19 protein-coding genes are annotated in these 23,715 nt (G+C 59.9%); 3 read left to right on the plus strand and 16 right to left on the minus strand.

Features of this window, described 5'->3' with window-relative positions; translation table 11 throughout:
- Window positions 1-174: 174 nt before the first annotated feature.
- The 14 genes from AACY25_RS12220 to leuC form a co-directional block, all read right to left on the minus strand.
- Window positions 175-1,386, minus strand: coding sequence for an O-succinylhomoserine sulfhydrylase (locus AACY25_RS12220; protein ID WP_339524805.1), 1,212 nt, complete (start codon window positions 1,384-1,386; stop codon window positions 175-177).
- 45 nt (window positions 1,387-1,431) lie between these two features.
- Entirely contained in the window at window positions 1,432-2,940 is a 1,509-nt protein-coding gene (purF, locus tag AACY25_RS12225) for an amidophosphoribosyltransferase (RefSeq protein ID WP_339412021.1), read from the minus strand.
- Between the two features lie 45 nt (window positions 2,941-2,985).
- The gene (locus AACY25_RS12230; protein ID WP_339524807.1) at window positions 2,986-3,540 is read right to left on the minus strand and encodes a CvpA family protein; all 555 of its coding nucleotides are present in this window, start codon (window positions 3,538-3,540) and stop codon (window positions 2,986-2,988) included.
- 148 nt (window positions 3,541-3,688) lie between these two features.
- The gene (locus AACY25_RS12235) at window positions 3,689-4,297 is read right to left on the minus strand and encodes an SPOR domain-containing protein (RefSeq protein WP_339524808.1); all 609 of its coding nucleotides are present in this window, start codon (window positions 4,295-4,297) and stop codon (window positions 3,689-3,691) included.
- A complete protein-coding gene (folC, locus tag AACY25_RS12240; protein WP_339524809.1) occupies window positions 4,281-5,588 on the minus strand; it encodes a bifunctional tetrahydrofolate synthase/dihydrofolate synthase in 1,308 nt (435 codons plus the stop codon). The genes AACY25_RS12235 and folC overlap by 17 nt, the downstream gene beginning before the upstream one ends.
- On the minus strand, window positions 5,585-6,469 hold the full coding sequence (gene accD, locus AACY25_RS12245) for an acetyl-CoA carboxylase, carboxyltransferase subunit beta (protein ID WP_339524811.1): 885 nt from the start codon (window positions 6,467-6,469) through the stop codon (window positions 5,585-5,587). The genes folC and accD overlap by 4 nt, the downstream gene beginning before the upstream one ends.
- A gap of 218 nt (window positions 6,470-6,687) precedes the next feature.
- A complete protein-coding gene (locus AACY25_RS12250) occupies window positions 6,688-7,308 on the minus strand; it encodes a phosphoribosylanthranilate isomerase (RefSeq protein WP_339524812.1) in 621 nt (206 codons plus the stop codon).
- A 107-nt stretch (window positions 7,309-7,415) separates the two neighbouring features.
- Complete coding sequence (gene truA / locus AACY25_RS12255) at window positions 7,416-8,282, minus strand: tRNA pseudouridine(38-40) synthase TruA (RefSeq protein ID WP_339524813.1); 867 nt, start codon at window positions 8,280-8,282, stop codon at window positions 7,416-7,418.
- 3 nt (window positions 8,283-8,285) lie between these two features.
- Complete coding sequence (locus AACY25_RS12260; protein ID WP_339524814.1) at window positions 8,286-11,126, minus strand: FimV/HubP family polar landmark protein; 2,841 nt, start codon at window positions 11,124-11,126, stop codon at window positions 8,286-8,288.
- A gap of 154 nt (window positions 11,127-11,280) precedes the next feature.
- Window positions 11,281-12,291 (minus strand): aspartate-semialdehyde dehydrogenase, encoded by a 1,011-nt coding sequence (locus AACY25_RS12265; RefSeq protein WP_339524816.1) that lies wholly within the window; start codon window positions 12,289-12,291, stop codon window positions 11,281-11,283.
- 144 nt (window positions 12,292-12,435) lie between these two features.
- Window positions 12,436-13,548 carry an aspartate-semialdehyde dehydrogenase gene (asd, locus tag AACY25_RS12270; protein ID WP_339524818.1) on the minus strand — a complete coding sequence of 371 codons (1,113 nt, stop codon included), beginning with the start codon at window positions 13,546-13,548 and terminating at the stop codon, window positions 12,436-12,438.
- Window positions 13,549-13,602: 54 nt separating this feature from the next.
- The gene (gene leuB / locus AACY25_RS12275; RefSeq protein ID WP_339524820.1) at window positions 13,603-14,685 is read right to left on the minus strand and encodes a 3-isopropylmalate dehydrogenase; all 1,083 of its coding nucleotides are present in this window, start codon (window positions 14,683-14,685) and stop codon (window positions 13,603-13,605) included.
- A 50-nt stretch (window positions 14,686-14,735) separates the two neighbouring features.
- Entirely contained in the window at window positions 14,736-15,383 is a 648-nt protein-coding gene (gene leuD / locus AACY25_RS12280; protein WP_304864245.1) for a 3-isopropylmalate dehydratase small subunit, read from the minus strand.
- A gap of 10 nt (window positions 15,384-15,393) precedes the next feature.
- Complete coding sequence (gene leuC, locus AACY25_RS12285; protein WP_339524823.1) at window positions 15,394-16,821, minus strand: 3-isopropylmalate dehydratase large subunit; 1,428 nt, start codon at window positions 16,819-16,821, stop codon at window positions 15,394-15,396.
- 182 nt (window positions 16,822-17,003) lie between these two features.
- On the opposite strand from leuC, the gene AACY25_RS12290 reads away from it, so the two are divergent.
- Complete coding sequence (locus AACY25_RS12290; protein WP_339524824.1) at window positions 17,004-17,885, plus strand: LysR family transcriptional regulator; 882 nt, start codon at window positions 17,004-17,006, stop codon at window positions 17,883-17,885.
- A gap of 115 nt (window positions 17,886-18,000) precedes the next feature.
- The gene (locus AACY25_RS12295; RefSeq protein WP_339524825.1) at window positions 18,001-21,300 is read left to right on the plus strand and encodes a PAS domain S-box protein; all 3,300 of its coding nucleotides are present in this window, start codon (window positions 18,001-18,003) and stop codon (window positions 21,298-21,300) included.
- Between the two features lie 47 nt (window positions 21,301-21,347).
- Here the strand turns inward: AACY25_RS12295 and AACY25_RS12300 are convergent, their stop codons facing one another.
- Window positions 21,348-21,794: an Hsp20 family protein gene (locus AACY25_RS12300; protein WP_339524826.1), complete on the minus strand. Its 447-nt coding sequence runs from the start codon at window positions 21,792-21,794 to the stop codon at window positions 21,348-21,350.
- A gap of 132 nt (window positions 21,795-21,926) precedes the next feature.
- Here AACY25_RS12300 and AACY25_RS12305 point away from each other — a divergent pair, with 132 nt between their 5' ends.
- Window positions 21,927-22,673 carry an SDR family oxidoreductase gene (locus AACY25_RS12305; RefSeq protein ID WP_339524827.1) on the plus strand — a complete coding sequence of 249 codons (747 nt, stop codon included), beginning with the start codon at window positions 21,927-21,929 and terminating at the stop codon, window positions 22,671-22,673.
- An 8-nt stretch (window positions 22,674-22,681) separates the two neighbouring features.
- On the opposite strand, the gene AACY25_RS12310 is transcribed toward AACY25_RS12305, so the two are convergent.
- Window positions 22,682-23,662, minus strand: coding sequence for a tRNA dihydrouridine synthase (locus tag AACY25_RS12310; protein ID WP_339524828.1), 981 nt, complete (start codon window positions 23,660-23,662; stop codon window positions 22,682-22,684).
- Between the last annotated feature and the right edge of the window lie 53 nt (window positions 23,663-23,715).

The following is a 23,715-nucleotide window of genomic DNA, read 5'->3' on the forward strand; positions in this document are numbered from 1 at the left end:
TGCTAGCGCCTGCGCCCCTTCAAACTTTGAAGTGCGTCATGTTTTACCCGCACCTAGCCAAAGGTTTGCCCACAGCCATACGCGCCAGAGAATATGGCCAGGCTGTGAAAAGCATTTGGGGAGAAATGAAGCAGCCTGGCGGGCCGGGAAGGCCCGCCAGGTTCTAAGAGCGGCTTAGAGCGCCGCCAGGCCGCGAGCAAGATCGGCTTGCAGATCGGCCAGGTCTTCCAGGCCCACCGCAACACGGATCAGGTTGTCGCGAATACCGGCGTTAGCACGCTCGGCTGGGCTCAGACGACCATGGGAAGTGGTCGCTGGGTGGGCGATGGTGGTTTTGGTGTCACCCAGGTTGGTGGTGATCGAGATCACCCGCGTGGCATCGATAAAACGCCAGGCTGCCTCTTTGCCGCCCTTGACCTCAAAGCTCACCACGGCGCCGAATGCACTCTGCTGACGCTTGGCCAACTCATGTTGCGGGTGGCTGGGCAAGCCGGCGTAGTACACATGCTCGATGCCTGGCTGTTGCTGCAGCCACTGCGCCAATTGCAGTGCGCTGGCGCAATGCGCCTGCATACGAATGCGCAGGGTTTCCAGGCCCTTGAGGAAGATCCATGCGTTGAACGGGCTGAGTGTCGGCCCGGCGGTACGCAGAAAGCCCACCACTTCAGTCATCAGCTTGGCCGAGCCTGCGACCACGCCGCCCATACTGCGGCCCTGACCGTCGATATATTTGGTGGCCGAATGCATCACCACGTCTGCGCCGAGCTTGAGAGGCTGCTGCAGCGCCGGGGTGCAGAAGCAGTTGTCCACCGCCAGCAGTGCGCCTTTGCTGTGGGCAATATCCGCCAGTGCCGCAATATCCACCAGCTCGGCCAACGGATTGGACGGCGACTCGACAAACAGCAGCTTGGTGTTGGGCTTGAAGGCAGCGGACCAGCCATCAAGATCAGCCAGCGGCACGTAGTCAACCTGCACGCCGAAGCGCTTGAGGTATTTCTCAAACAGACTGATGGTCGAACCGAATACGCTGCGCGACACCAGCACATGGTCGCCGGCGCTGCACAGGCTCATAACAATGGCCAGAATCGCCGACATCCCAGATGACGTCGCGACCGCCTGCTCGGCGCCTTCCAGGGCGGCGATGCGTTCCTCAAAGGCGCGAACGGTCGGGTTGGTGTAACGCGAGTAGACGTTGCCCGGCACTTCGCCCGCAAAACGTGCGGCAGCATCGGCCGCGGTGCGGAACACATAGCTGGAGGTCGGATAGATTGCCTCGCTGTGTTCGCCTTCCGGCGAGCGGTGCTGACCGGCGCGCACGGCCAGGGTATCGAAGCCGACGCCGTCGAGATCACTGTCCAAACGCCCGGCTTGCCATTCAATCGTCATTGCCAACTCCCTCAACCGGCCCGCCGCAGCAGGCCGAACTGCAACCTAGTTGTTGTACAGGTCGATAATCGCGCTGACGGCCTGCGACTTGACCTTCGAGGCATCGTTGCGCGCCTGCTCGATCTTGTCCAGGTATGCCTCGTCGACATCGCCGGTCACGTACTTGCCGTCGAATACCGCGCAGTCGAAGTTGTCGATTTTGATCTTCTTGCTGCCACTGACCGCCTCGATCAGGTCCGGCAGGTCCTGATAGATCAGCCAGTCGGCACCGATCAGCTCGCAGACTTCCTCAGTGGTGCGGCCGTGAGCGATCAGCTCATGGGCGCTGGGCATGTCGATGCCGTACACATTCGGATAACGCACCGCTGGCGCGGCCGAGCAGAAGTACACGTTCTTCGCGCCGGCTTCGCGGGCCATCTGGATGATCTGCTTGCAAGTTGTGCCGCGCACGATGGAGTCATCCACCAGCATCACGTTCTTGCCGCGGAATTCCAGCTCGATGGCGTTGAGTTTCTGCCGCACGGATTTCTTGCGGGCAGCTTGGCCCGGCATGATGAACGTACGGCCGATATAGCGGTTCTTGACGAAGCCTTCGCGGAACTTCACGCCCAGATGGTTGGCCAGTTCCAGCGCCGCGGTACGGCTGGTATCCGGAATCGGAATAACCACATCGATGTCATGCTGCGGACGCTCACGGAGGATCTTGTCGGCGAGCTTCTCACCCATGCGCAGGCGTGCCTTGTACACCGAGATGCCATCCATGATCGAGTCCGGACGCGCCAGATAGACGTGCTCGAAGATGCATGGAGCGTACTTCGGATTCGCCGCACATTGACGGGTATGGAGTTTGCCGTCTTCGGTGATATATACCGCTTCGCCCGGTGCCAGATCACGGATCAGCGTGAAGCCAAGCACGTCGAGCGACACGCTTTCCGAGGCGATCATGTATTCCACGCCTTCATCGGTATGGCGCTGGCCGAAGACAATCGGGCGGATGCCATTAGGGTCGCGGAAACCGACGATGCCGTAACCGGTGATCATCGCGACTACCGCGTAGCCACCCAGGCAGCGCTCGTGCACGTCCGTCACTGCGGCGAACACGTCTTCTTCGGTGGGCTGCAACTTGCCGCGCTGGGCCAGCTCGTGAGCGAACACGTTGAGCAGCACTTCCGAATCAGAATTGGTGTTGACGTGGCGCAGGTCGGACTCGTAGATCTCTTTGGCCAGTTGCTCGACGTTGGTCAAGTTGCCGTTGTGCGCCAGGGTGATGCCGTACGGCGAGTTGACGTAGAACGGCTGTGCTTCGGCCGAGCTAGAGCTGCCCGCTGTCGGGTAGCGCACGTGACCGATGCCCATGTGGCCGACCAGGCGCTGCATGTGGCGCTGTTGGAACACGTCACGCACCAGGCCGTTGTCCTTGCGCAGGAACAGGCGACCATCATGGCTGGTGACAATACCGGCAGCATCCTGGCCGCGGTGCTGGAGGACGGTCAGCCCGTCATACAGCGCCTGATTGACGTTCGATTTACCGACGATACCGACAATGCCGCACATGTGACGCAACCCCTACTCAATGAAACACGATGATTCGCAATGCACTCACGGCAACTTAGGCTGCTGCAGTGCCTCTTTGAACGGTAACTCCACCGGCGCAGTAACGCCGCTAGCCAGCCACTCACTGGACAGACCCAGAATCAGGTTTTTCGACCAATCAGCAACCATCAGAAAATGCGGCAGAAGTGCTGACTCCTGCCACCAACTGTCTTGTTGAACCGGAGCCAAGCTGATCAGACCGACCAGCACCACTACTAGCAGGCCGCCGCGCGCCGCGCCGAAGACCATGCCGAGAAAACGATCGGTCCCCGACAGTCCGGTCACCCGGATCAACTCACCAATCAGGTAATTGACCAGGGCACCGACCAACAGGGTGACCACAAATAGAATCGCGCAACCTGCAATCACGCGCGCCGATGGCGTCTCGATAAAACCCACTAGATGCTGCGACAGTGCGCCACCGAACATCCAGGCGACCACGCCAGCAATGATCCAGGTAAGCAGTGACAGGGCTTCCTTGACGAAGCCTCGGCTCAGACTGATCAGACTTGAAACGGCGACAACGGCGATAATCGCCCAATCGACCCAGGTGAATGCCACGATGCAGGTTACCGACGAGAAAGGCGCTGCATTTTAGCAGAGCACCTGTGCTGGGCGTAAGCAAAGGATTCGCCAACCGCTGAAATGCCTGGCCCACCTAGTGATGGGCCAGGCAACTCGACTTGGCGAGGCACGCCAAGCCGGTTGATCAACCCGCTTCTGGTTGAAAGCGCACCACAAAACCATTGAGTTTGTGCTGACGATTGAGCTGATCACGCAGGCGATCCGCCTCGGCACGCTCGATTAGCGGCCCGACAAACACCCGATTCATGCCGTCGAAGCTGCGGATATAGGCGTTGTAGCCCTGACTGCGCAGGGTTTTCTGCAATTTCTGCGCACCATCACTGCTCGACAGACTGGCCAGCTGCACCGACCAACTGATCGGCAGACTGTTGGCATCCAGCTTACTCGGCGCAGGCTGAGCTGGTGATACCACAGGCTCAGGTGCGGCCGCGGGTGTCATTGGTGTGATTGGTTCGGCCGGCGACTCACTCGCAACAGACTCGCTTGCCTCGAGGCTTTGCGCGGCCTCGCTTTCAATCGGTTCATCAGGTAATAACTGCGGCTCAGGCACGGCCACCGGCTGCAATTCGACCTCAGGGGCCTCGGGCACCACAGGCATTGCCGGTGCATCGACCTGAACCCGCTGCGACTCATCTTCACGCGATAACAGCATCGGCAAGAAAATCACTGCCAACGCCAGCAATACCAGCGCACCGACCATGCGCTGCTTCAATCCCTTATCCAGCAAAGCCATCCTGCACGCCCCCATTGGCTTGGCGGGCCAGCCAATCCAGGGCCTCGGCCACGCAGTAAAAAGATCCGAACAGCAGCACCTCATCCCCAGCCGACGCATGCTCACACTGAGCCTCAAGCGCTGCCTGCACACTGGCATAAGCGGCGACTTGCGCCCCGCTGTTATGCAAATGCGCCTGCAACTCGGCAGCTGCGCGTGTGCGATTGGTGGGCAAAGCCGCCACCGCCCAACTGTCGACTTCACTCAGCAAAGGCGCCACCACCCCAGGTAGATCCTTATCAGCCAGCAAACCGAACACGGCCAAGCGCTTACCTGATAACGAACGACTGGCCAGACGCTGCGCGAGGTACTCGGCAGCATGGGGATTATGCCCAACATCGAGCAGTAGCGTGAGTGACTTACCCTGCCAATTAAACTTTCTGCGATCCAGTCGCCCGGTCACCCGTGTTTGTTGCAGTGCCTGACTGATCATCTCGGGCTGCCAGGGCAATTGCATCACTGCGTAAGCCTGTAAGGCCAAAGCAGCGTTTTCCATGGGCAAATCGAGCAGCGGCAAGTGCGCCAGGCTTAGCACTTCGCCTTGGTGATTAAGGCCGTACCAGGACCAATCCTGTGCGGTGATGCTCAGGTCATAGTCACGGCCACGCAGGAAAAATGGAACATCGAGCAGCGCGACTTGATCCAGCAAGGGTTGAGGCGGTTCAAGGTCGCCACACAAAGCAGGTTTGCCAGCGCGGAAGATACCGGCCTTCTCGAAGGCGACCGACTCACGGCTATCACCCAGCCAGTCGGCATGATCGATGCCGATACTGGTGACCAGGGCTATGTCCGCATCCAGCAGATTCACCGCATCCAGCCGACCGCCGAGACCGACTTCCAGCACCAGAGCATCCAAACCGGCCTGCTGAAATAGCCAAAAGGCGGCCAGAGTGCCCATTTCAAAATAGGTAAGCGAGGTTTCACCGCGCGCGGCTTCAACCACCGCGAAAGCCTCACAGAGCATTTCATCAGAGGCTTCAACGCCCGCGATCTGCACCCGCTCGTTGTAACGCAGCAGGTGCGGTGAACTGTAAACACCGACCTTGAGCCCCTGCCCTTGCAGCAGCGAGGCAATAAATGCACAGGTCGAACCCTTGCCATTGGTTCCAGTGACGGTAATCACCCGCGGCGCCAGCTTGGTCAAGCCAAGACGCTGCAGCACTACTCGAGAACGTTCCAGCCCCATATCAATGGCGCTCGGATGCAGTTGCTCCAGGTAGCTCAGCCAATCGGCAAGGGAGCGCTCGGTCATGCAGTCGCCGGCAAGGCTAAAGGCGACGGCAGCCCCATAAACTGAGCCAGCAGACGCGCCAGGCGCGGACGCAATTCGGCGCGGTGGATGATCATATCGATAGCGCCGTGCTCCAGCAGGAACTCACTACGCTGGAAGCCTTCCGGCAGTTTCTCGCGCACGGTCTGCTCGATCACGCGCGGGCCGGCAAAGCCAATCAGCGCACGAGGCTCGGCGACAATCACATCACCAAGCATGGCCAGGCTGGCAGACACACCGCCGTACACTGGGTCAGTCAGCACGGAAATAAACGGAATGCCTTCTTCACGCAGACGCGCCAGCACAGCCGACGTCTTAGCCATCTGCATCAGCGAGATCAGCGCTTCCTGCATGCGTGCGCCGCCCGATGCGGAGAAGCACACCAGCGGGCAGCGCTGCTCCAGGGCCACATTGGCAGCGCGGACGAAGCGCTCACCAACGATGGCACCCATCGAACCACCCATAAAGGAGAACTCAAAGGCGCAGGTCACAATCGGCATGCCTTCGAGCGTGCCGCGAATGGACACCAGAGCATCTTTCTCACCGGTCTGCTTCTGTGCACCCGTGAGGCGATCCTTGTACTTCTTGCTGTCGCGAAACTTCAGGCGATCAACCGGTTCAAGGTCGGCGCCCAGCTCTTCACGACCCTCGGCATCCAGAAAGATATCCAAGCGCGAGCGGGCATCGATACGCATGTGGTGATTGCACTTGGGGCAAACATCCAAGGTCTTTTCCAGCTCGGGCTTGTACAGCACCGAATCGCAGGACGGGCACTTGTGCCACAGGCCTTCGGGCACCGAACTCTTTTTGACCTCGGAACGCATGATCGATGGGATCAGTTTGTCTACCAACCAGTTGCTCATGCTCTTGACTCTCCAAAGCTGTTAACCGGACGGGCTGCGCTAAATGCAATCAGCCCTAACCGGGAAAATTCATGGGTACAGCCGTTTCAGGGGCCGGTGCGCTGCCATCGGCATTTACGCACCCGCCGCCTCGAACAACCGCCTGCAGCGTTTTTCCAACCTGCAACAGGGTTATGGACGGCCAAGCCGGCAGCGTCGTCACATCAACCCTGCACACCTCAAGCAGTCTTTACCGCCTGCATAAAAGCGTGAATCTTCTCAGCATCCTTGATGCCCTTGGCCATTTCGACACCGCCACTGACATCCACGGCATAGGGACGCACCTGGGCGATTGCCTGCGCAACATTCTCAGCTGTCAGGCCGCCGGCCAGAATAACCGGCTTGCTCAAGCTTTGAGGCACCAGCGACCAATCGAAGGCCTCCCCCGTGCCACCCGGAATGCCTGGCACATAAGTGTCCAGCAGCACACCAGCGGCATTCCTGTAGAGCGCTACCTGCGCAGCGATGTCATCACCCGGTTTGACCCGCAACGCCTTGATATAGGGACGATGGTAGCCATCACAGTCTTCCGGACTTTCATCGCCATGGAACTGCAGCAGATCCAGCGGCACCGCATCGAGAATCTCACCCAGCTCGCAGCGACTGGCATCAACAAACAAGCCCACCGTGGTCACAAAAGGCGGCAAGGCGGCAATGATCGAGCGCGCTTGCTGCAGCGTAACGGCGCGCGGGCTCTTGGCATAAAACACCAGGCCAATCGCATCGGCGCCCGCCTCGACTGCCGACAATGCATCCTCTATGCGGGTAATGCCACAAATCTTGCTGCGAACGGCTGACAACAGGATGACCTCGATAAATTCAGTTGAAGCCGGATGCTAGGGTCTGTTGGCGCCTCAGTGCAAGCCGTCTGACCGCGAAAGATCGGCAGCTTTTAACACATGATTTTTCAGCTGCCCGCCGCCACGTCCGGCAAGCCGGAAAGAAAGTGCGGCCCAAGATAGCGCTTGGGCAAGTCAAACTCTTCGGGATAATCAACCTGCACCAGGTACAGGCCATAGGGATGCGCGGTCACCCCACCGGTGCGGCGCACGCGGGTTTCCAGCACTTCTTGCGCCCACTCAACCGGCCGCTCGCCCGTTCCAATGGTCATCAGCACCCCGGCGATATTGCGCACCATATGGTGCAGAAAGGCATTGGCGCGGATATCCAGCACGATAAACCGCCCATGCTGCAACAATTCCAGATGATGTACCGTCTTGATCGGCGACTTGGCCTGGCACTGGCGCGCGCGGAAAGCGCTGAAGTCATGAGTACCGATGAATGCACGCGAGGCCTGACGCATGCGTTCAACATCCAGCGGCCGATGGTTCCAGGTCACCTCTTCGGCCATATGCGCCGGGCGAATCTGGTCGTTATAGATCACATAGCGGTAGCGCCGCGCTTGGGCACAAAAACGCGCATCAAAGTGTGCTGGCATGGACTTGGCCCAGGTCACGCTGATATCACCGGGCAAATTCATATTCGCGCCCATCACCCAAGCATGCATGGAACGCTCGACCGGCGTATTGAAATGCACCACCTGGGCGCTGGCATGCACCAGTGCATCGGTACGCCCCGCGCAGCTCAGGGTTACGGGAACACCGCCGGCGACTTTCGCCAGGGCTTTTTCCAGCGATTCCTGAATTGAAGGCACGCCGGCACGCTGGCGCTGAAAACCGCGATAGCGCGAACCTTTGTACTCGACACCCAGGGCTATCTTGAAAACGCCAACGGCAGCCGAATCGGCTGCCGTTGTAGTAAGACCATCAGACATGTATCAGACCAATTTAGCGATCAGCTCACGCGCTTCACTTTGCTGACCTTCGTTACCTTCAGTGATGACTTCATCGAGGATATCGCGAGCACCTTCGGTATCCCCCATGTCGATGTAGGCGCGAGCCAGATCGAGCTTGGTTGCCGTCTCGTCGGTACCCGAGAGGAAGTCGAAGTCATCGTCATTATCCATGCTGGACGAAGCCGCACTTGCCGGCACTTCCAGATCCGCAGGCTGATCCAGATCATCAGACAGCAGGTCCAGCTCAGCGCTGACTTCATCCAACTGAGCAGCGAAGCTGTCGCTCGCGGGTTGCTGTGCAGGCGCTTCATCATTCAGCGACAGATCGAAATCAGCCGACAGGTCGAAATCATCACCCGCTTGCTCACTCGGCAGATCAAAACCTGGCTCAGCCGCTACCGGCGATGCACTTGGCTCGTCATCCAGACTCAGCAGGAAATCATCTTCAGCAGCTGCAGCGGGCTTGGCCGGAGCATCCAGATCCAGGCTGAAATCAGCCAGGTCACCACTTAGATCCAGATCGCTATCGCCGCTATCAGCCAGGCTCAGATCAAAGCCCAGGTCATCGTCTTTGTTATCGGCTTGCTCAACCGGCGAGCTGAAGTCCATATCGCTATCCAGCGACAGGCTGTCCAGATCATCCAGCGAAGCATTGTTACCGGCGGCTTGCAGATCACGATCCAGCTCGGATTCAAGATCATCAAGGCTTAGATCGAATGCATCGTCTTGATCGCCAGCGGTGGCTTTCGGGCTTGGCTCGTCCAGCGCCAGATCGTCCAGACTAAAGCTATCCAGATTTTCCTCTGCGGCAGCCGCAGCAGCAAAGCCGGCACCAGCAGCAACAGCCATGGCTGGGTAGCGAGCCTTGATCTGATCAAGCTCTGCGGCACTGCCACCGATTTCACGCAGTTCGTTGTCCTGACGAGCGAAACCGTTGCGGTCGCCCATCTCGGCATAGACTTCCATCAACTTCAGACGCAGATCACTGCGCTGCGGCTCATCATTGATAGCCCCTTGCAGCAGTTCAGCAGCCTGAGGGAAGCGGCCATAAGCGATATAGATATCCGCCTCGCCCAGCGCATCACCGGTTTGCGCAGTCACGCGTTCTTCGTTTGGCAGATCGGCTTGCTGTCCATCCAGATCGTCAGACACACCGGCGAAGCTGTCATCAGGTAGATCGAGACCGGCACCCAGATCGGACGAGCCGTCATCGGCGGCCAGACTTTCCTGTAATTCGGCTTCTTTAAGGGCATTGCGGCGCGACAGCATCATCAACGCAATCAACAGTACCAGTAGCGCACCGCCGCCTGCAGCACCCAGCAACATCGGACTGGCCAGCAAATCATCAAGGGGGCTGCTTTCAGCCTGTGGCTCGGCCACTACCGGCGTTTCCACAACCGGCGCGACAGGCGCTACGGGAGCAGGTTCAGGTTCGGGCGCTGCGATAGGTGCAGGCTCAGGCTCCGCTACTGGAGCAACAGCTTCTGGCTGGGCCGCTGGTTCTTCGCTGTAATTAAAATCTGTCTCACCAGTTGCGGCCGGCACTACGGGAGCCGCAGCAGCTGGATCCTGTGGTGCAGCCTCTGGAGCAGTCTCCGCTGGAGCAGCTGGCGCCTCAGCGGCAGGGACCTCTGGAGCAACAGGCGCAACAACTGGCGCCTGACCTTGCGCAGCGAGATCAGCCTGTAGCTTGGCCATTTGATCGTCTTTCAACTGGATCAGGCGCTGCAGTTTGTCGAGCTGGCTCTGCAGGTCCGTCATTCGGCCTTTCAGCTCATCGTTTTCACGACGGCTGGAATCCAGACTTTCCTGGGTTACGGCCAACTTGTCAGTCAGCGCTTTGCTGTCAACTGCGCCCTTATCGCTGCCGGCAGTGGCTTTACCGCTGTCAGCAGCAACTAGTTTCAGCTTGTCTTCGGTTTCGACCTTGGCTGGAGTCGCTGCGGCACTGGTGCGCTTGGTGGCATCCAACTGACGGGCGCTGGCAGCAACACTGCGACCTTCACGCCATGCGGCATTCTGTTCGGCAACCTGAGCGAGGGCTTCACCCTGAGCGCGGCTCTTGACCTGCTGTTCATCAGGCAGGCGCAGCACTTGACCGTTTTTCAGGCGGTTGATGTTACCGCCGATAAAGGCATCCGGATTCAGATCCTGAATCGCTAACATTGCCTGATGCACACTGCCGCCGGCACGCGCACGCTGGGCAATTTCCCAGAGGGTATCGTTGGCGGTAGTTTTGTATTCATTACCTTCCAGCGGCTTGGCAGCTGGAGCGGCGGGTGCTGCTGGGGCCGCCGGAGCTGCTGGCTTAGCCGCAGCGGTTGTTGGGCGAGGCGCAGGAGCAGGAGCTTGTACACGCGGCGCTGGTGCCGGCGTAGCTATAGGCATCTGCGCGGTTGCAGGAATAACGCTCTGCGGGGTGTACAGCGGCGGATCAAGCAGCAGGGTGTACTCACGCAGCAAACGGCCATTGGGCCAGAGCACCTCAACCAGGAAGTTCAGGTAAGGCTCACGCAGTGGCTTGTTGGAGGTCACCCGGATGACGCTCTTGCCATTGGGTTTAAGCACCGGGGTGAACTTCAGGTCAGTCAGGAAAAACTGACGATCAACGCCGGCTTTATTGAATGCTTCCGGGGACGCCAGGGTCGGTATTACTTCGTTGGAAGCCAGGTCACGCACTTCCAGCAACTCAATCTCAGCCACCAGCGGCTGATTGAGCGCCGATTGCAGGGTTACTTCACCCAGCCCCAGCGCGTGCGCCATACCGGATGACAGCGCCGAAGCAGCTGCGATTGCCAGCACCAGTTTGCGAACCCGAACCATAGCGTTATCCCTTGTTTTATCTTTTTTTCTCGACCAGCGAGAGGATCTTGAAAATTGCTGCCTACTACGTCAAAAGACGCAACCCCATTCAGCAATCAACTCAGCCAGTATTGCCAAGCTCGAAAGATTCTTCAAATTTCTAGGTAAGTATCTTTTACAGATAGTGTTTTATCAACAACTCGGCCAATTGCACAGCATTTAGCGCTGCGCCTTTTCTCACGTTATCAGACGTAATCCACAAATTGAGTTCGGCTGGATCAGCCAAACCGGCGCGGACTCGGCCAACATAGACCACATCCTGGCCGACTGCGTCGCCGACCGCAGTCGGATAATCATCCAACTCCACCAACTCCAGAGCCGGCGCGGCATCCAGAGCGGCGTACACCTGCTTCAGGTCGATGGCCGACTCAGTCTGCAGCGAAACACTCAGGCTGTCGCCAAAAAACACCGGCACCTGGATACAGGTCACTGCAACCTGCAACTCGGGCAATGCCAGTAGTTCCTTGAGCTCATCAGCAATTTGCAGCTCCAGCGCAGCATGCCCTGCACTATCGGTCTGCTCGACCTGGGCCAGCAGATTGAAGGCCATTTGCCGGTCAAACAGCTGCGGCTCGAATGCTCGGCCATTGAGCAGCTCGGCGGTTTGCCGCGCCAACTCGGACACCCCTTCCCGTCCGCGACTGGAGACAGCCAGGCAGGCCGTCACGGTCACCCGCTGAATGCGGACTTGCTTAGGCAACGCCGCCAGCACTGCGGCCAGCGCAATACCGGGGGCACTTGGGCTGGTCAATAGATAAGGCGCCGTCAAGCTCGCTAAGACGGCAGGATTGACCTCAGGAATAACCCGTGGCGCCTGCGCGGCAGGCAAACCGCTGGCCAGATCAATCACTGCGCAGCCAGCCGCAGCAGCTTGCGCGGCATATTTCTGCGTCACCTTGTTGCCGGCAGCCAAGAACGCCAGCCGCACGCTGGAAAAGTCGAAGGTTTCCAGATCACGTACGCGCAGATTTTTGCCCTTATAGGACAACGAGCGCCCGGCTGACTCACCGCTGGCTACCAGATGCAGATTGGCCACCGGGAACTCGCGCTCCTCCAGAAGCTGCACCAGGGTTTCGCCAACGCTGCCGGTGGCACCAATAACGGCAATATCAAAAGTACGGGTCATGACAAGGCTCAAGGAAATAAGCCCAGCACTGTATAGGCGCACCCGCCAAATGCAAAGGAGCGGACTGCTGAGCGCTCGATTTGACTCGAACACCCAACAGCCCGCCCCTCTTGGACAGCCTGTTTGCGTATCAGCGCAGCTCGATTAACGCTCCAGCAGGATACGCAGCATGCGCCGCAGCGGTTCCGCCGCGCCCCACAGCAGCTGGTCACCGACGGTGAACGCGCCCAGGTACTGCGAACCCATATTGAGCTTGCGCAGACGACCAACCGGCACGTTCAGAGTACCCGTTACAGCAGTCGGGCCCAGTTCGCGGATGCTCGCTTCGCGCTGGTTCGGCACCAGCTTGACCCATGGATTGTGCTGGCTGATCAGGCCCTCGATGTCCGACAGCGGCACATCCTTGTTCAGCTTGATGGTCAGCGCCTGGCTGTGGCAGCGCATGGCACCGATACGCACGCAGAGGCCGTCGACCGGGATCGGGTTCTTGAAGCGGCCGAGGATCTTGTTGGTTTCCGCCTGGCCCTTCCACTCTTCACGGCTCTGGCCGTTCGGCAGCTCCTTGTCGATATAGGGGATCAGGCTACCGGCCAGCGGCACGCCAAAGTTATCGACCGGGAACGATTCACCACGCATGGCTTCGGCCACTTTGCGGTCGATATCCAGAATGGCGCTGGCCGGGTCAGCCAGCTCATCTGCCACCGAGGCGTTGATCGCGCCCATCTGCTTGATCAGCTCACGCATATTCTGCGCGCCAGCGCCGGATGCCGCCTGATAGGTCATGGCGCTCATCCACTCGACCAAGCCGGCCTCGTACAGACCACCCAGCGCCATCAGCATCAGGCTGACGGTGCAATTGCCACCGATGTAGTTCTTGGTGCCAGCATCCAGTTGCTGATCGATCACTTTGCGGTTGACCGGGTCGAGCACGATGACCGAACTGTCATCCATGCGCAGCGACGAGGCGGCATCGATCCAGTAGCCCTGCCAGCCGGCTTCGCGCAGCTTCGGGGAGACTTCGCTGGTGTAGTCGCCACCTTGGCAGGTGAGAATCACGTCCAGGCTTTTCAGCTCGTCAATGCTGTAGGCGTCCTTCAAGGGCGCCGTTTCCTTGCCAATAGCGGGGCCTTGGCCGCCGACATTGGAGGTGGTGAAGAACACGGGCTCGATCAAATCGAAATCCTGTTCTTCCAGCATGCGTTGCATCAGCACGGAACCGACCATGCCGCGCCAACCGATCAGACCTACACGTTTCATAACCACTACACCTATATAAGCTGACCACCGGAGACCTCCGGCGGGCCAGGAAGATTACAGACTACGCAGCGCTTCGACTACCGCATCACCCATTGCTGCCGTACCGACCTTGGTCGTACCGGCGCTATGGATATCGCCGGTGCGCAGGCCTTGATCGAGCACCTTGCTCACGGCCAGTTCGATGGCATCGGCCGCAGCCGTTTGATTGAAGCTGTAACGCAGCATCATCGACACCGACAGAACGGTCGCCAGCGGGTTGGCAATGCCCTGCCCGGCAATATCCGGCGCGCTGCCGTGGCATGGCTCGTACATGCCTTTGTTGTTGGCATCCAGCGAGGCCGACGGCAGCATGCCGATGGAGCCGGTGAGCATCGAGGCTTCATCCGAAAGAATGTCGCCAAACATGTTGTCGGTGACCATCACATCAAACTGCTTCGGCGCGCGCACCAGCTGCATCGCGGCGTTATCGACGTACATATGACTGAGCTCGACGTCCGGGTAATCCTTGGCCACTTCAATCACCACGGCGCGCCACAGTTGACTGGAGGCCAGCACGTTGGCCTTGTCCACCGAGCAGAGTTTCTTGCCACGCACGCGGGCCATGTCGAAACCGACGCGGGCGATACGGCGGATTTCACTCTCGCTGTACGGCAGGGTGTCGTAGGCCATGCGCTCGCCGTTTTCCAGCACCTTGCTTTCGCGCGGCTGGCCGAAATAGATGCCGCCGGTCAGCTCACGCACGATCAGGATATCCAGGCCGGCAACGATTTCGCTCTTGAGGCTGGAGGCATCGGCCAGTTGCGGGTAGAGAATCGCCGGACGCAGATTGCCGAACAGGCCCAGCTGCGAACGAATCTTCAGCAGGCCGCGCTCCGGACGGATCGCCGGGTCAATGGCGTCCCATTTCGGGCCGCCTACAGCGCCGAGGAGAATGGCGTCAGCAGCCTTGGCGCGATCCAGGGTTTCGTCAGCCAGCGGCACGCCATAACGGTCGATGGCCGCACCGCCGAGGTCATCGAAGCTCAGCTCGAAACCCAGGTTGTACTTGTCGTTGGCCAGGTTCAGCACTTTGACCGCTTCGGCCATGATTTCCGGGCCGATACCGTCGCCGGGGAGAATCAGAATCTGCTTGGACATGCTTTTCTCAACTCATTAATCGGCGAGTGATGGATGCACTCGCCCGGTGATTATTTGATTGCGCCGAACAGCCAAGGGCTGCGCTGCTGATAGGTGGTTTCAAAGGTCTTGATCGCGTCGCTGTCCTGCAGGGTCAGGCCGATATCGTCCAGGCCATTGAGCAGGCAATGCTTGCGGAAGGCATCAACCTCGAAGCTGTACTGCACGCCATCCGGACGGGTCACGGTTTGCGCGGCCAGGTCGACGGTCAGTTGATAGCCAACCGTGGCTTCCGCCTGCTGGAACAGCGCATCGACCTCGTCTTCCTTGAGGATGATCGGCAGCAGGCCGTTCTTGAAGCTGTTGTTGAAGAAGATATCGGCAAAGCTCGGCGCGATTATCGTGCGGAAACCGTATTCCTCAAGCGCCCAAGGAGCGTGCTCGCGGGATGAACCACAACCGAAGTTTTCCCGCGCCAGCAGCACGCTGGCACCCTGATAACGCGCAAAGTTCAGTACGAACTCCTGATTCACCGGGCGCTTGGAATTGTCCTGATTGGGCTGGCCAACATCGTGGTAACGCCACTCATCGAACAGGTTGGGGCCGAAGCCTGAGCGCTTGATCGACTTCAAGAACTGCTTGGGGATGATCTGGTCGGTGTCGACGTTGGCGCGATCCAGTGGAGCGACCAGGCCGGTGTGTTGAGTAAAGGCTTTCATCGTCAGCTCCTTAGGCCTGGATCAATTCGCGCACATCGATAAAGCGACCGGTCACTGCTGCCGCCGCCGCCATGGCCGGGCTGACCAGGTGAGTACGCCCACCGGCGCCCTGCCGGCCTTCGAAGTTACGGTTGGAGGTGGACGCGCAATGCTCGCCACTGCCAAGTTTGTCCGGGTTCATCGCCAGGCACATGGAGCAGCCCGGCTCGCGCCATTCAAAACCGGCTTCGATAAAGATGTGGTGCAAGCCTTCTTTTTCCGCCTGAGCTTTGACCAGACCGGAGCCCGGCACCACCATCGCCTGCTTGATCGTGCTGGCGACCTTGCGACCCTTGGCCACTTCAGCGGCAGCGCGCAGATCTTCGATCCGCGAGTTGGTGCAAGAACCGATAAACACGCGGTCCAGCTGGATATCGGTGATCGCCTGATTAGCCTGCAAGCCCATGTATTTCAGGGCGCGGATGATCGAGTCCTTCTTCACCGGATCGCTTTCGGCGGCCGGGTCCGGCACGTTCTGATCCACAGCCAGCACCATTTCAGGCGAAGTGCCCCAGCTGACCTGCGGTTTGATGTCTTCGGCACGCAATTCGACAACGGTGTCGAAATGCGCATCGGCATCGGATACCAGATCCTGCCACTGCGCCACGGCGGCGGCCCAATCGGCGCCTTTTGGGGCAAACGGACGGCCTTCGACGTAGGCGATGGTCTTTTCATCCACCGCCACCAGGCCGACACGGGCACCGGCTTCGATGGACATATTGCAGATGGTCATACGCCCTTCCAGCGACAGTTCGCGGATCGCACTACCCGCGAACTCCAGTGCGTGGCCGTTTCCGCCGGCGGTGCCGATCTTGCCGATCACGGCCAGCACGATGTCTTTGGCGGTCACGCCGAACGGCAGCGTGCCCTCGACCAGCACCTGCATATTCTTCATTTTCTTGGCCACCAGGCACTGGGTCGCCAGTACATGCTCGACTTCCGACGTGCCGATGCCATGCGCCAGCGCGCCGAATGCGCCGTGGGTCGAAGTGTGCGAGTCGCCGCAGACCACGGTCATGCCCGGCAAGGTCGCGCCCTGCTCTGGGCCAACTACGTGAACGATGCCCTGGCGAATATCGTTCATCTTGAATTCGAGGATGCCGAAGTCATCGCAGTTCTCATCCAGGGTTTGCACCTGAATCCGCGACACTTCATCGGCGATGGCTTCCAGGCCGCCCTGACGCTCGGCCTTGGTGGTCGGCACGTTGTGGTCCGGGGTGGCGATGTTGGCGTCGATGCGCCACGGTTTGCGGCTGGCCAGACGCAAGCCCTCAAAGGCCTGGGGCGAGGTCACTTCGTGGAGGATATGCCGGTCGATGTAGATCAGCGACGAACCATCGTCGCGGCGCTTCACTTCGTGCATTTCCCAGAGTTTGTCGTACAGCGTTTTGCCGGCCATCCGCTATCCCTCATCAACCTGTTTCTATGCCTGGGCAAATAGCCCTTTGGCTTATGGGGTAATCCTATGGGCTTGAATTAAATTACTCAAATTCATATTTTTCATCCAAAGGATTCCTCAACGGAATACAAGTAAGCTTGAGCAGCGCCCATTGCGCCCCGCCCACTGCCAGGAACAGCCGTATGGACCTCGCCACCCTCAATGCCTTTATTGCCATCGCCGAGCTGGGCAGCTTCTCCGAAGCGGCGGAACGCCTGTACTTGACCCAGCCGGCGGTGAGCAAACGCATCGCCAGCCTGGAACAACAACTGAGTGTGCGCCTGTTCGATCGCCTGGGCCGCGAGGTCAGCCTGACCGAGGCCGGCCGCGCCTTACTGCCGCGGGCCTACCAGATACTCAATGTGCTGGATGATACGCGCCGTGCGCTGACCAATCTGAATGGCGAGATAAGCGGCCGTCTGACCCTGGCCACCAGTCACCATATCGGCCTGCACCGCCTGCCGCCGCTGTTGCGCGCCTTTACCCGGGCGCATCCACAGGTGGCGCTGGATATCCAGTTTCTCGACTCCGAAGTGGCCTATGAAGAAGTGCTGCATGGCCGCGCCGAGCTGGCGGTGATCACCCTGGCTCCGGAAACCCGTGAGCCGGTGCATGCGGTGGCCGTATGGGACGACCCGCTGGATTTCGTCGCCGCGCCCGAGCATCCGCTGGCACGCAGCCAGGTCATTAGCCTGGCCGATGTGGCGCACCATCCGGCGGTATTTCCCGGTGGCAACACCTTTACCCACCATATCGTGCGGCGCCTGTTCGAGGCCCAGGGGCTGACGCCGAATATCGCCATGAGCACCAACTACCTGGAAACCATCAAGATGATGGTGTCCATCGGTCTGGCCTGGAGCGTGCTGCCGCGCACCATGCTCGACGATCAGGTCGCGCGGCTGCCCCTGCCCGGCATTCAGCTGACCCGCCAGCTGGGCTATATCAGCCACACCGAACGCACCCTGTCGAACGCCGCGCGGGCCTTTATGAACCTGCTGGATGCCCAGCGCGACAGCCTTGCATAGGCCGGGTGCGAAGGGCTAACGTGGGCTTATAACGATAAGAACGGTTTCTGCATGACTCAGCCCCGTTGCTCAGCCAGCGACCAGGAAGCCCACGCATAGAAAGGAAGAGTTGGACGTGGCTAAACCCAGTGATCGTCGTCCGCCACTGCCGTTTATCCCGGCACTGGACCCTGCCGAATTTGAAAGCACCTGGAACGACGCTCCGCGTCTGCTACGTGCCCTCAACGGTGCCAAACTGGGCACTTGGTATTGGGACATCGAAAGCGGTCGCGTCAGTTGGTCACGTGGTGCCCAAGCGCTGTTCGGCCTCGATCCCAGGCAACCACTGCGCAAACAGATCGACTATATCGAGTTGATCCCCAAGGAAGACCGCGCTGGCGTTCTGCAACTCTTCGAGCAACTGCTCGCCGGCACCCCGACTACACGCGCCTTTCGCCACCGCATCCTCTGGCCAGATGGCAGCCTGCATTGGCTGGAAATCAGCGGCAGCCTGCAATTGGATGCCGACGGCAAACAGCGGGTGATGGGCGTCATCCGCGATATCAGCAGCCAGCAGGCCCGCGAACAGGCACTGCGCAGCAGCGAGGAGAAATTTGCCAAGGCGTTCAACTACAGCCCGGATGCCGTGGTCATCACCGACAAGGTCAGCGGGCGCTTTATCGAGGTTAATGCCGGTTTTGAGCGCCAGTTTGGCTGGCATAGCAGTGAGACCCTGGGCCGTACCTCGACCGATATGGGCATATGGGCCCACGCCAGCGACCGCCAGCGGATGATTGATGCGCTATACAACAACGCGCTCAACGGTCTGGAAGTCAGCCTCTATCACCGCGACGGCAGCCTGCGCCTCAACCAGCTGTTCGGCGGCGAAATCACCCTCGACGGCGTGACCTGCCTGGTCCTTTCGCTGCGCGATATCACCCAGCAACGCCAACAGGAACAAGCCCTGCACGACAGCCAGGAGCGCCTCAACCTGGCACTGGACTCGGCTGATCTCGGCACCTGGGACTGGCATATCCCCAGTAATATGCTGTTCGGCTCGGCACGCGCGTCGAAACTGCATGGCCTAGCGGACGAGCCCTTCCATGACGACTTCCGCAAGTTCTTTAGTTTTGTTCCGCTAGAAGATCGCCACGCCATGCGTAAGCATTTCAATAACCTGGCGTTGGGCCTGACCGAGGATTACCAGGTCACGTACCGGGCGGTTTACAGCAACAAGGATGTGCACTATCTGGAAAGCACCGCGAAGCTTTACCGCGATGCAGAGGGCAAGCCCGAACGCATGGCCGGGATTCTTATTGATATCAGCGAACGGGTGCGCCGCGAACAGAGCCTGGCCGCCTCAGAGGCAAAATTCGCCAGCCTGTTCCAGGCCAGCCCCGACCCTATTGCCTTGACGACTCTGCCTGACGGCGTGGCGGTGGAAATCAACGCAAGTTTCAGTCAGACCTTCGGCTGGCAGCCCGACGAGGTGATTGGCCGGCGGATGATCGATCTAAACTTCTGGGCCGACCTTGAGGTACGTACTGCGTTGTTTAGCAAGCTTGAGCACGACCAAGGCCTGGACAACGAAGTGGCCGATTACCTGGACAAACACGGCCGAGTGATCACCTGCGTTGTCTCATCCAGGCCGATGATGCTGAATAACCAGCGCTGCATCCTCACCACCTTCCGCGATATCAGCGAACGGCAGAAAGCCCAGGCGGAACTGCAGGCCAGCCAGGAGAAATTCGCCCTGGCGTTCCACTCAAGCCCCGACGCCATCACCATCACCGAACGTGATACGGGCCGCTATATCGAAGTCAACGAAGGCTTCGGCCGCCTGACCGGCTATAACATCAACGAGGTGATCGGCCGCAGCGCCATGGAGCTCAATGTCTGGGCGGACCTGGCTGAGCGCGACGCGATGGTGCAGCGGCTGCAGCGCGACGGGCACGTCTACCACATGGAAATGCACGGCAAGCACCGCGATGGCACAGTCAAACTGGTCGAGGTGTCGGTTGAGCCCATCGAACTCAACAACACGCCCTGCCTGCTGCTAACCGCCCGCGACATCAGCGAACTCAAGGCAATCCAGGCTCAGGTGCAGCATCTGGCCTACCACGACTCGCTGACCAACCTGCCCAACCGTGCCCTGCTGCTTGACCGTCTGACTCAGCAGATTTCCCTGCTAAGGCGTCATGAATTGCGCGGAGCTTTGCTGTTTATCGACCTCGATCACTTCAAGCACATTAATGACTCGCTCGGCCACCCGGTGGGTGACGCAGTGCTCAAGCTGGTCACCGCCCGCCTGGAAGCCAGCGTGCGCCAGGAGGACACCGTAGCGCGCCTGGGCGGCGACGAATTTGTCGTGCTAATTTCCGGCTTGGAAGGCAAGCGCTCAAAAGTCGTGCAACAGGTTCGCGCCGTGGCGGAAAAACTGCGCCACCTGCTCGCCGAACCGATGCAGCTCGACGGCCATCAGCTGCAAGTCACTCCGAGCATCGGCATCGCCTTGATCCCCGACCATGGCGACACCCCTTCGGACTTGCTCAAGCGCGCCGATATTGCGCTTTACCGTGCCAAGGATTCGGGCCGCAACTGCATTCAGTTGTTTCGCAACACCATGCAGAAGGCCGCCAGCGAACGCCTGCGCCTGGAGAACGACCTGCGCCTGGCCCTGGCAAGGGGCGAGTTCGAGCTACATTTTCAGCCTCAGGTGGATGCGCGCGACAACCAGATTATTGGAGCCGAAGCTCTGCTGCGCTGGATGCACCCGACGCTGGGCGCGCAATCACCGGCACTGTTTATCCATGTACTCGAAGAAAGCGGGCTGATTCTCGAAGTCGGCGGCTGGGTGCTCGCCGAAGCCTGCCACGCCTGCGCTCAGCTGCTTGAGCAGGGTATGGTCAGCGTCTCGCAGTTCAGCCTGTGCGTGAACATCAGCCCTCGACAGTTCCGCCAGAGTGACTTTGTCGAGCTGGTGGAACGCTGCCTCGCCAGCAGTCACCTGCCGCCGCACATGCTCAAGCTGGAGATCACCGAAGGCATCGTGATCCAGAACATCGAAGACACCATCGCCAAAATGAATCGCCTCAAGCGCCACGGCGTGACCTTCGCCATGGATGATTTTGGCACGGGCTATAGCTCACTGACTTATCTCAAACGCCTGCCGGTGGATGTGCTGAAGATCGACCAGTCCTTCGTCCGCGACGCCACCCTGGATGCCAACGACGCGGAAATCATTCGCGCCATCGTCGCCATGGCCCGCAGTCTGGGCCTGGACATGATTGCCGAAGGCGTCGAGCAAACCGACCAGCTGGAGTTCCTCCAACAACAGGGCTGCCATCACTACCAGGGCTACCTGTTCAGCCGGCCGGTGCCCCTGGAGCAGTTCCGCCAGCTGCTGCATGACAACCAAATGCCGACGCAGCTGTAAAACAACAAAGGCACCCGCAGGTGCCCTTGTTGCTAAAACGCGGCCACTTAGCTTTGCAGCACAGGACGACCGGCCCCAATCGGAATACGCTTGGCCTTAGCCTCCTCCGGCACGATGCGCACCAGATCAATATTCAGCAGGCCGTTGACCAAGCTGGCAGATTTGACCTCGATATGGTCAGCCAGACGGAACGACAGCTTGAACGCTCGCTGGGCAATACCCTGGTACAGATAGGTGACGTTCTCAGCGCTGGTGTCCCGCTTGCCGCCGGTCACGGTCAGCACGCCGCGCTCGACCTGCAGCTCCAGATCGTCGTCTTGGAAACCCGCCGCCGCGACCACAATGCGGTATTGGTCGTCGGCATACTTCTCGACGTTGTAGGGGGGATAGCTACTACCCGCCTCGTTGCGCATAGCAGACTCGAACAGGTCATTGAAACGGTCGAAGCCAACGGACTGACGGAACAGCGGGGTCATGGAAAATGCAGTGCTCATGATTTAAATCTCCTGAATTTCAGCGAGTGGTTAATCGCGGAACCCGACTTCGGCATCCCACATGACTAAAAATGTGGCTACTCAACTAGATTTCAAGCCTCTGCAAAATTTTCTTACAGGGAGGAGACGCTGATGGAAAAGGTCATGCTGATCACCGGCGCCAGCCGCGGTATTGGCGCCGCCACTGCCAGGCTGGCGGCCGCCCAGGGTTACGCGTTGTGCCTGAATTACCACCGGCAACAGGCAGCTGCTGAGGCGCTGGTGAGCGAGATCACCCAGGCGGGCGGCCGCGCCATCGCCGTACAGGCCGATGTAGCAGATGAAAGCCAGGTGGTGCAGCTGTTCGCCCGCCTCGACCAGCACTTCGGCCGCCTCGATGTACTGGTCAACAACGCCGGCATACTGGAAACCCAGATGCGCCTGGAGCAGATGGAGCTGGCGCGCTGGCAGCGGGTATTCGCAGCCAATGTGTTCGGCAGCTTTCTCTGTTGCCGTGAAGCGATCAAACGCATGTCGACGCGCCAGGGCGGCAACGGCGGCTCCATCATCAATCTGTCCTCGGTGGCCGCACGGATCGGCGCGCCAGGGGAATATATCGATTACGCCGCAGCCAAAGGCGCCATCGACAGCATGACTCTAGGTCTAGCCAAAGAAGTGACAGCCGAGGGCATTCGCGTCAACGCGGTGCGCCCTGGAGTGATTGAAACTGAGATTCACGCCAGCGGCGGTGAGCCGGAGCGGGTCGCCAGGGTCAGCCAGAGTGTGCCGATGGGCCGCGGCGGCCTGGCCAGTGAAGTGGCTGAAGCGGTTCTCTGGCTGGCCAGCGAGCAGGCCTCGTACACCAGCGGAGCGCTGCTGGATGTCAGCGGCGGTCGCTGATATCGGGATCAGGCGCTCGCCTGCTCGGCACGCTCAGGCTCGGTAAATTCAATACCAAGCAAACCATCGATACGCAGGCAATCGTTTTCGCGGCGCAACAGGTTAAACAGCTCGGTCGCCTCGGGGTAGCTACGAGTCAACATTGCCAGCCATTGTTTAAGCCGCCCCGGCGCATAGCGTGGCGACATCTTGCGCCGCGCTTGCAGCCAGAAATCCGCCAATAGCGGCTGCAATTCAGCCCAGCTCATCGGCACCACATCCTGCCCAGCCTTGGCGGCAGCAATCTGTCGGGCCAGGTCCGGGCGCGCCACCAGGCCGCGACCGAGCATGATGTCCTCAACCCCGCTGACTTCGCGGCAGCGTCGCCAATCATCCAGGCTCCAGATCTCGCCGTTGGCGAACACCGGCACCTTGACTGCTTCCTGCACCCGCGCCACCCACTCCCAATGCGCCGGTGGCTTGTAGCCTTCGACCTTGGTCCGAGCGTGCACCACGATCTGCGCCGCGCCGCCATCGGCCAGGGCCTGAGCGCATTCAAGGGCATAGTCCTTGTGATCAAAGCCCAAACGCATCTTCGCCGTGACCGGAATGGCGCCAGGCACCGCACGGCGCACCTCGCGGACGATGGCGTGGAGCAGCTCGGGCTCCTTGAGCAGGACCGCGCCGCCACGGGATTTATTTACCGTCTTGGCTGGGCAGCCGAAATTAAGGTCGATCACCGGCGCGCCCAAGGTGCAGGCAAAGGCGGCGTTATCCGCCAGGCAGGCCGGATCGGAGCCGAGGAACTGCACGCGCAGCGGCGTGCCGACGGCCGTTTGCGCGCCGCTGAACAATTCCGGTGCGAGCTTCTCGTAGCTGCTGATGGGCAGCACACGCTCGGTCACGCGGATAAATTCGGTCACGCACCAATCAATGCCGCCGACCCGGGTCAGCACATCACGGAGTATTTCGTCGACCAGCCCCTCCATGGGTGCCAAGGCGATCTGCATAAACAAGCTCTCGAAAAAACGCTGCGCAGTGTACGCGGGCAACCGCCCGGGGC

The organism is Pseudomonas sp. EA_35y_Pfl2_R111 (assembly GCF_963970955.1).
GTDB lineage: Bacteria > Pseudomonadota > Gammaproteobacteria > Pseudomonadales > Pseudomonadaceae > Aquipseudomonas.

Bases quoted from the DNA above. Each gene is read 5' to 3' on its own strand.
- AACY25_RS12220 (WP_339524805.1), bottom strand. From the start codon at position 1,386: ATGACGATTGAATGGCAAGCCGGGCGTTTGGACAGTGATCTCGACGGC.
- purF (WP_339412021.1), bottom strand. From the start codon at position 2,940: ATGTGCGGCATTGTCGGTATCGTCGGTAAATCGAACGTCAATCAGGCG.
- AACY25_RS12235 (WP_339524808.1), bottom strand. From the start codon at position 4,297: ATGGCTTTGCTGGATAAGGGATTGAAGCAGCGCATGGTCGGTGCGCTG.
- folC (WP_339524809.1), bottom strand. From the start codon at position 5,588: ATGACCGAGCGCTCCCTTGCCGATTGGCTGAGCTACCTGGAGCAACTG.
- accD (WP_339524811.1), bottom strand. From the start codon at position 6,469: ATGAGCAACTGGTTGGTAGACAAACTGATCCCATCGATCATGCGTTCC.
- truA (WP_339524813.1), bottom strand. From the start codon at position 8,282: ATGTCTGATGGTCTTACTACAACGGCAGCCGATTCGGCTGCCGTTGGC.
- AACY25_RS12260 (WP_339524814.1), bottom strand. From the start codon at position 11,126: ATGGTTCGGGTTCGCAAACTGGTGCTGGCAATCGCAGCTGCTTCGGCG.
- AACY25_RS12265 (WP_339524816.1), bottom strand. From the start codon at position 12,291: ATGACCCGTACTTTTGATATTGCCGTTATTGGTGCCACCGGCAGCGTT.
- asd (WP_339524818.1), bottom strand. From the start codon at position 13,548: ATGAAACGTGTAGGTCTGATCGGTTGGCGCGGCATGGTCGGTTCCGTG.
- leuB (WP_339524820.1), bottom strand. From the start codon at position 14,685: ATGTCCAAGCAGATTCTGATTCTCCCCGGCGACGGTATCGGCCCGGAA.
- leuD (WP_304864245.1), bottom strand. From the start codon at position 15,383: ATGAAAGCCTTTACTCAACACACCGGCCTGGTCGCTCCACTGGATCGC.
- leuC (WP_339524823.1), bottom strand. From the start codon at position 16,821: ATGGCCGGCAAAACGCTGTACGACAAACTCTGGGAAATGCACGAAGTG.
- AACY25_RS12290 (WP_339524824.1), top strand. From the start codon at position 17,004: ATGGACCTCGCCACCCTCAATGCCTTTATTGCCATCGCCGAGCTGGGC.
- AACY25_RS12300 (WP_339524826.1), bottom strand. From the start codon at position 21,794: ATGAGCACTGCATTTTCCATGACCCCGCTGTTCCGTCAGTCCGTTGGC.
- AACY25_RS12305 (WP_339524827.1), top strand. From the start codon at position 21,927: ATGGAAAAGGTCATGCTGATCACCGGCGCCAGCCGCGGTATTGGCGCC.
- AACY25_RS12310 (WP_339524828.1), bottom strand. From the start codon at position 23,662: ATGCAGATCGCCTTGGCACCCATGGAGGGGCTGGTCGACGAAATACTC.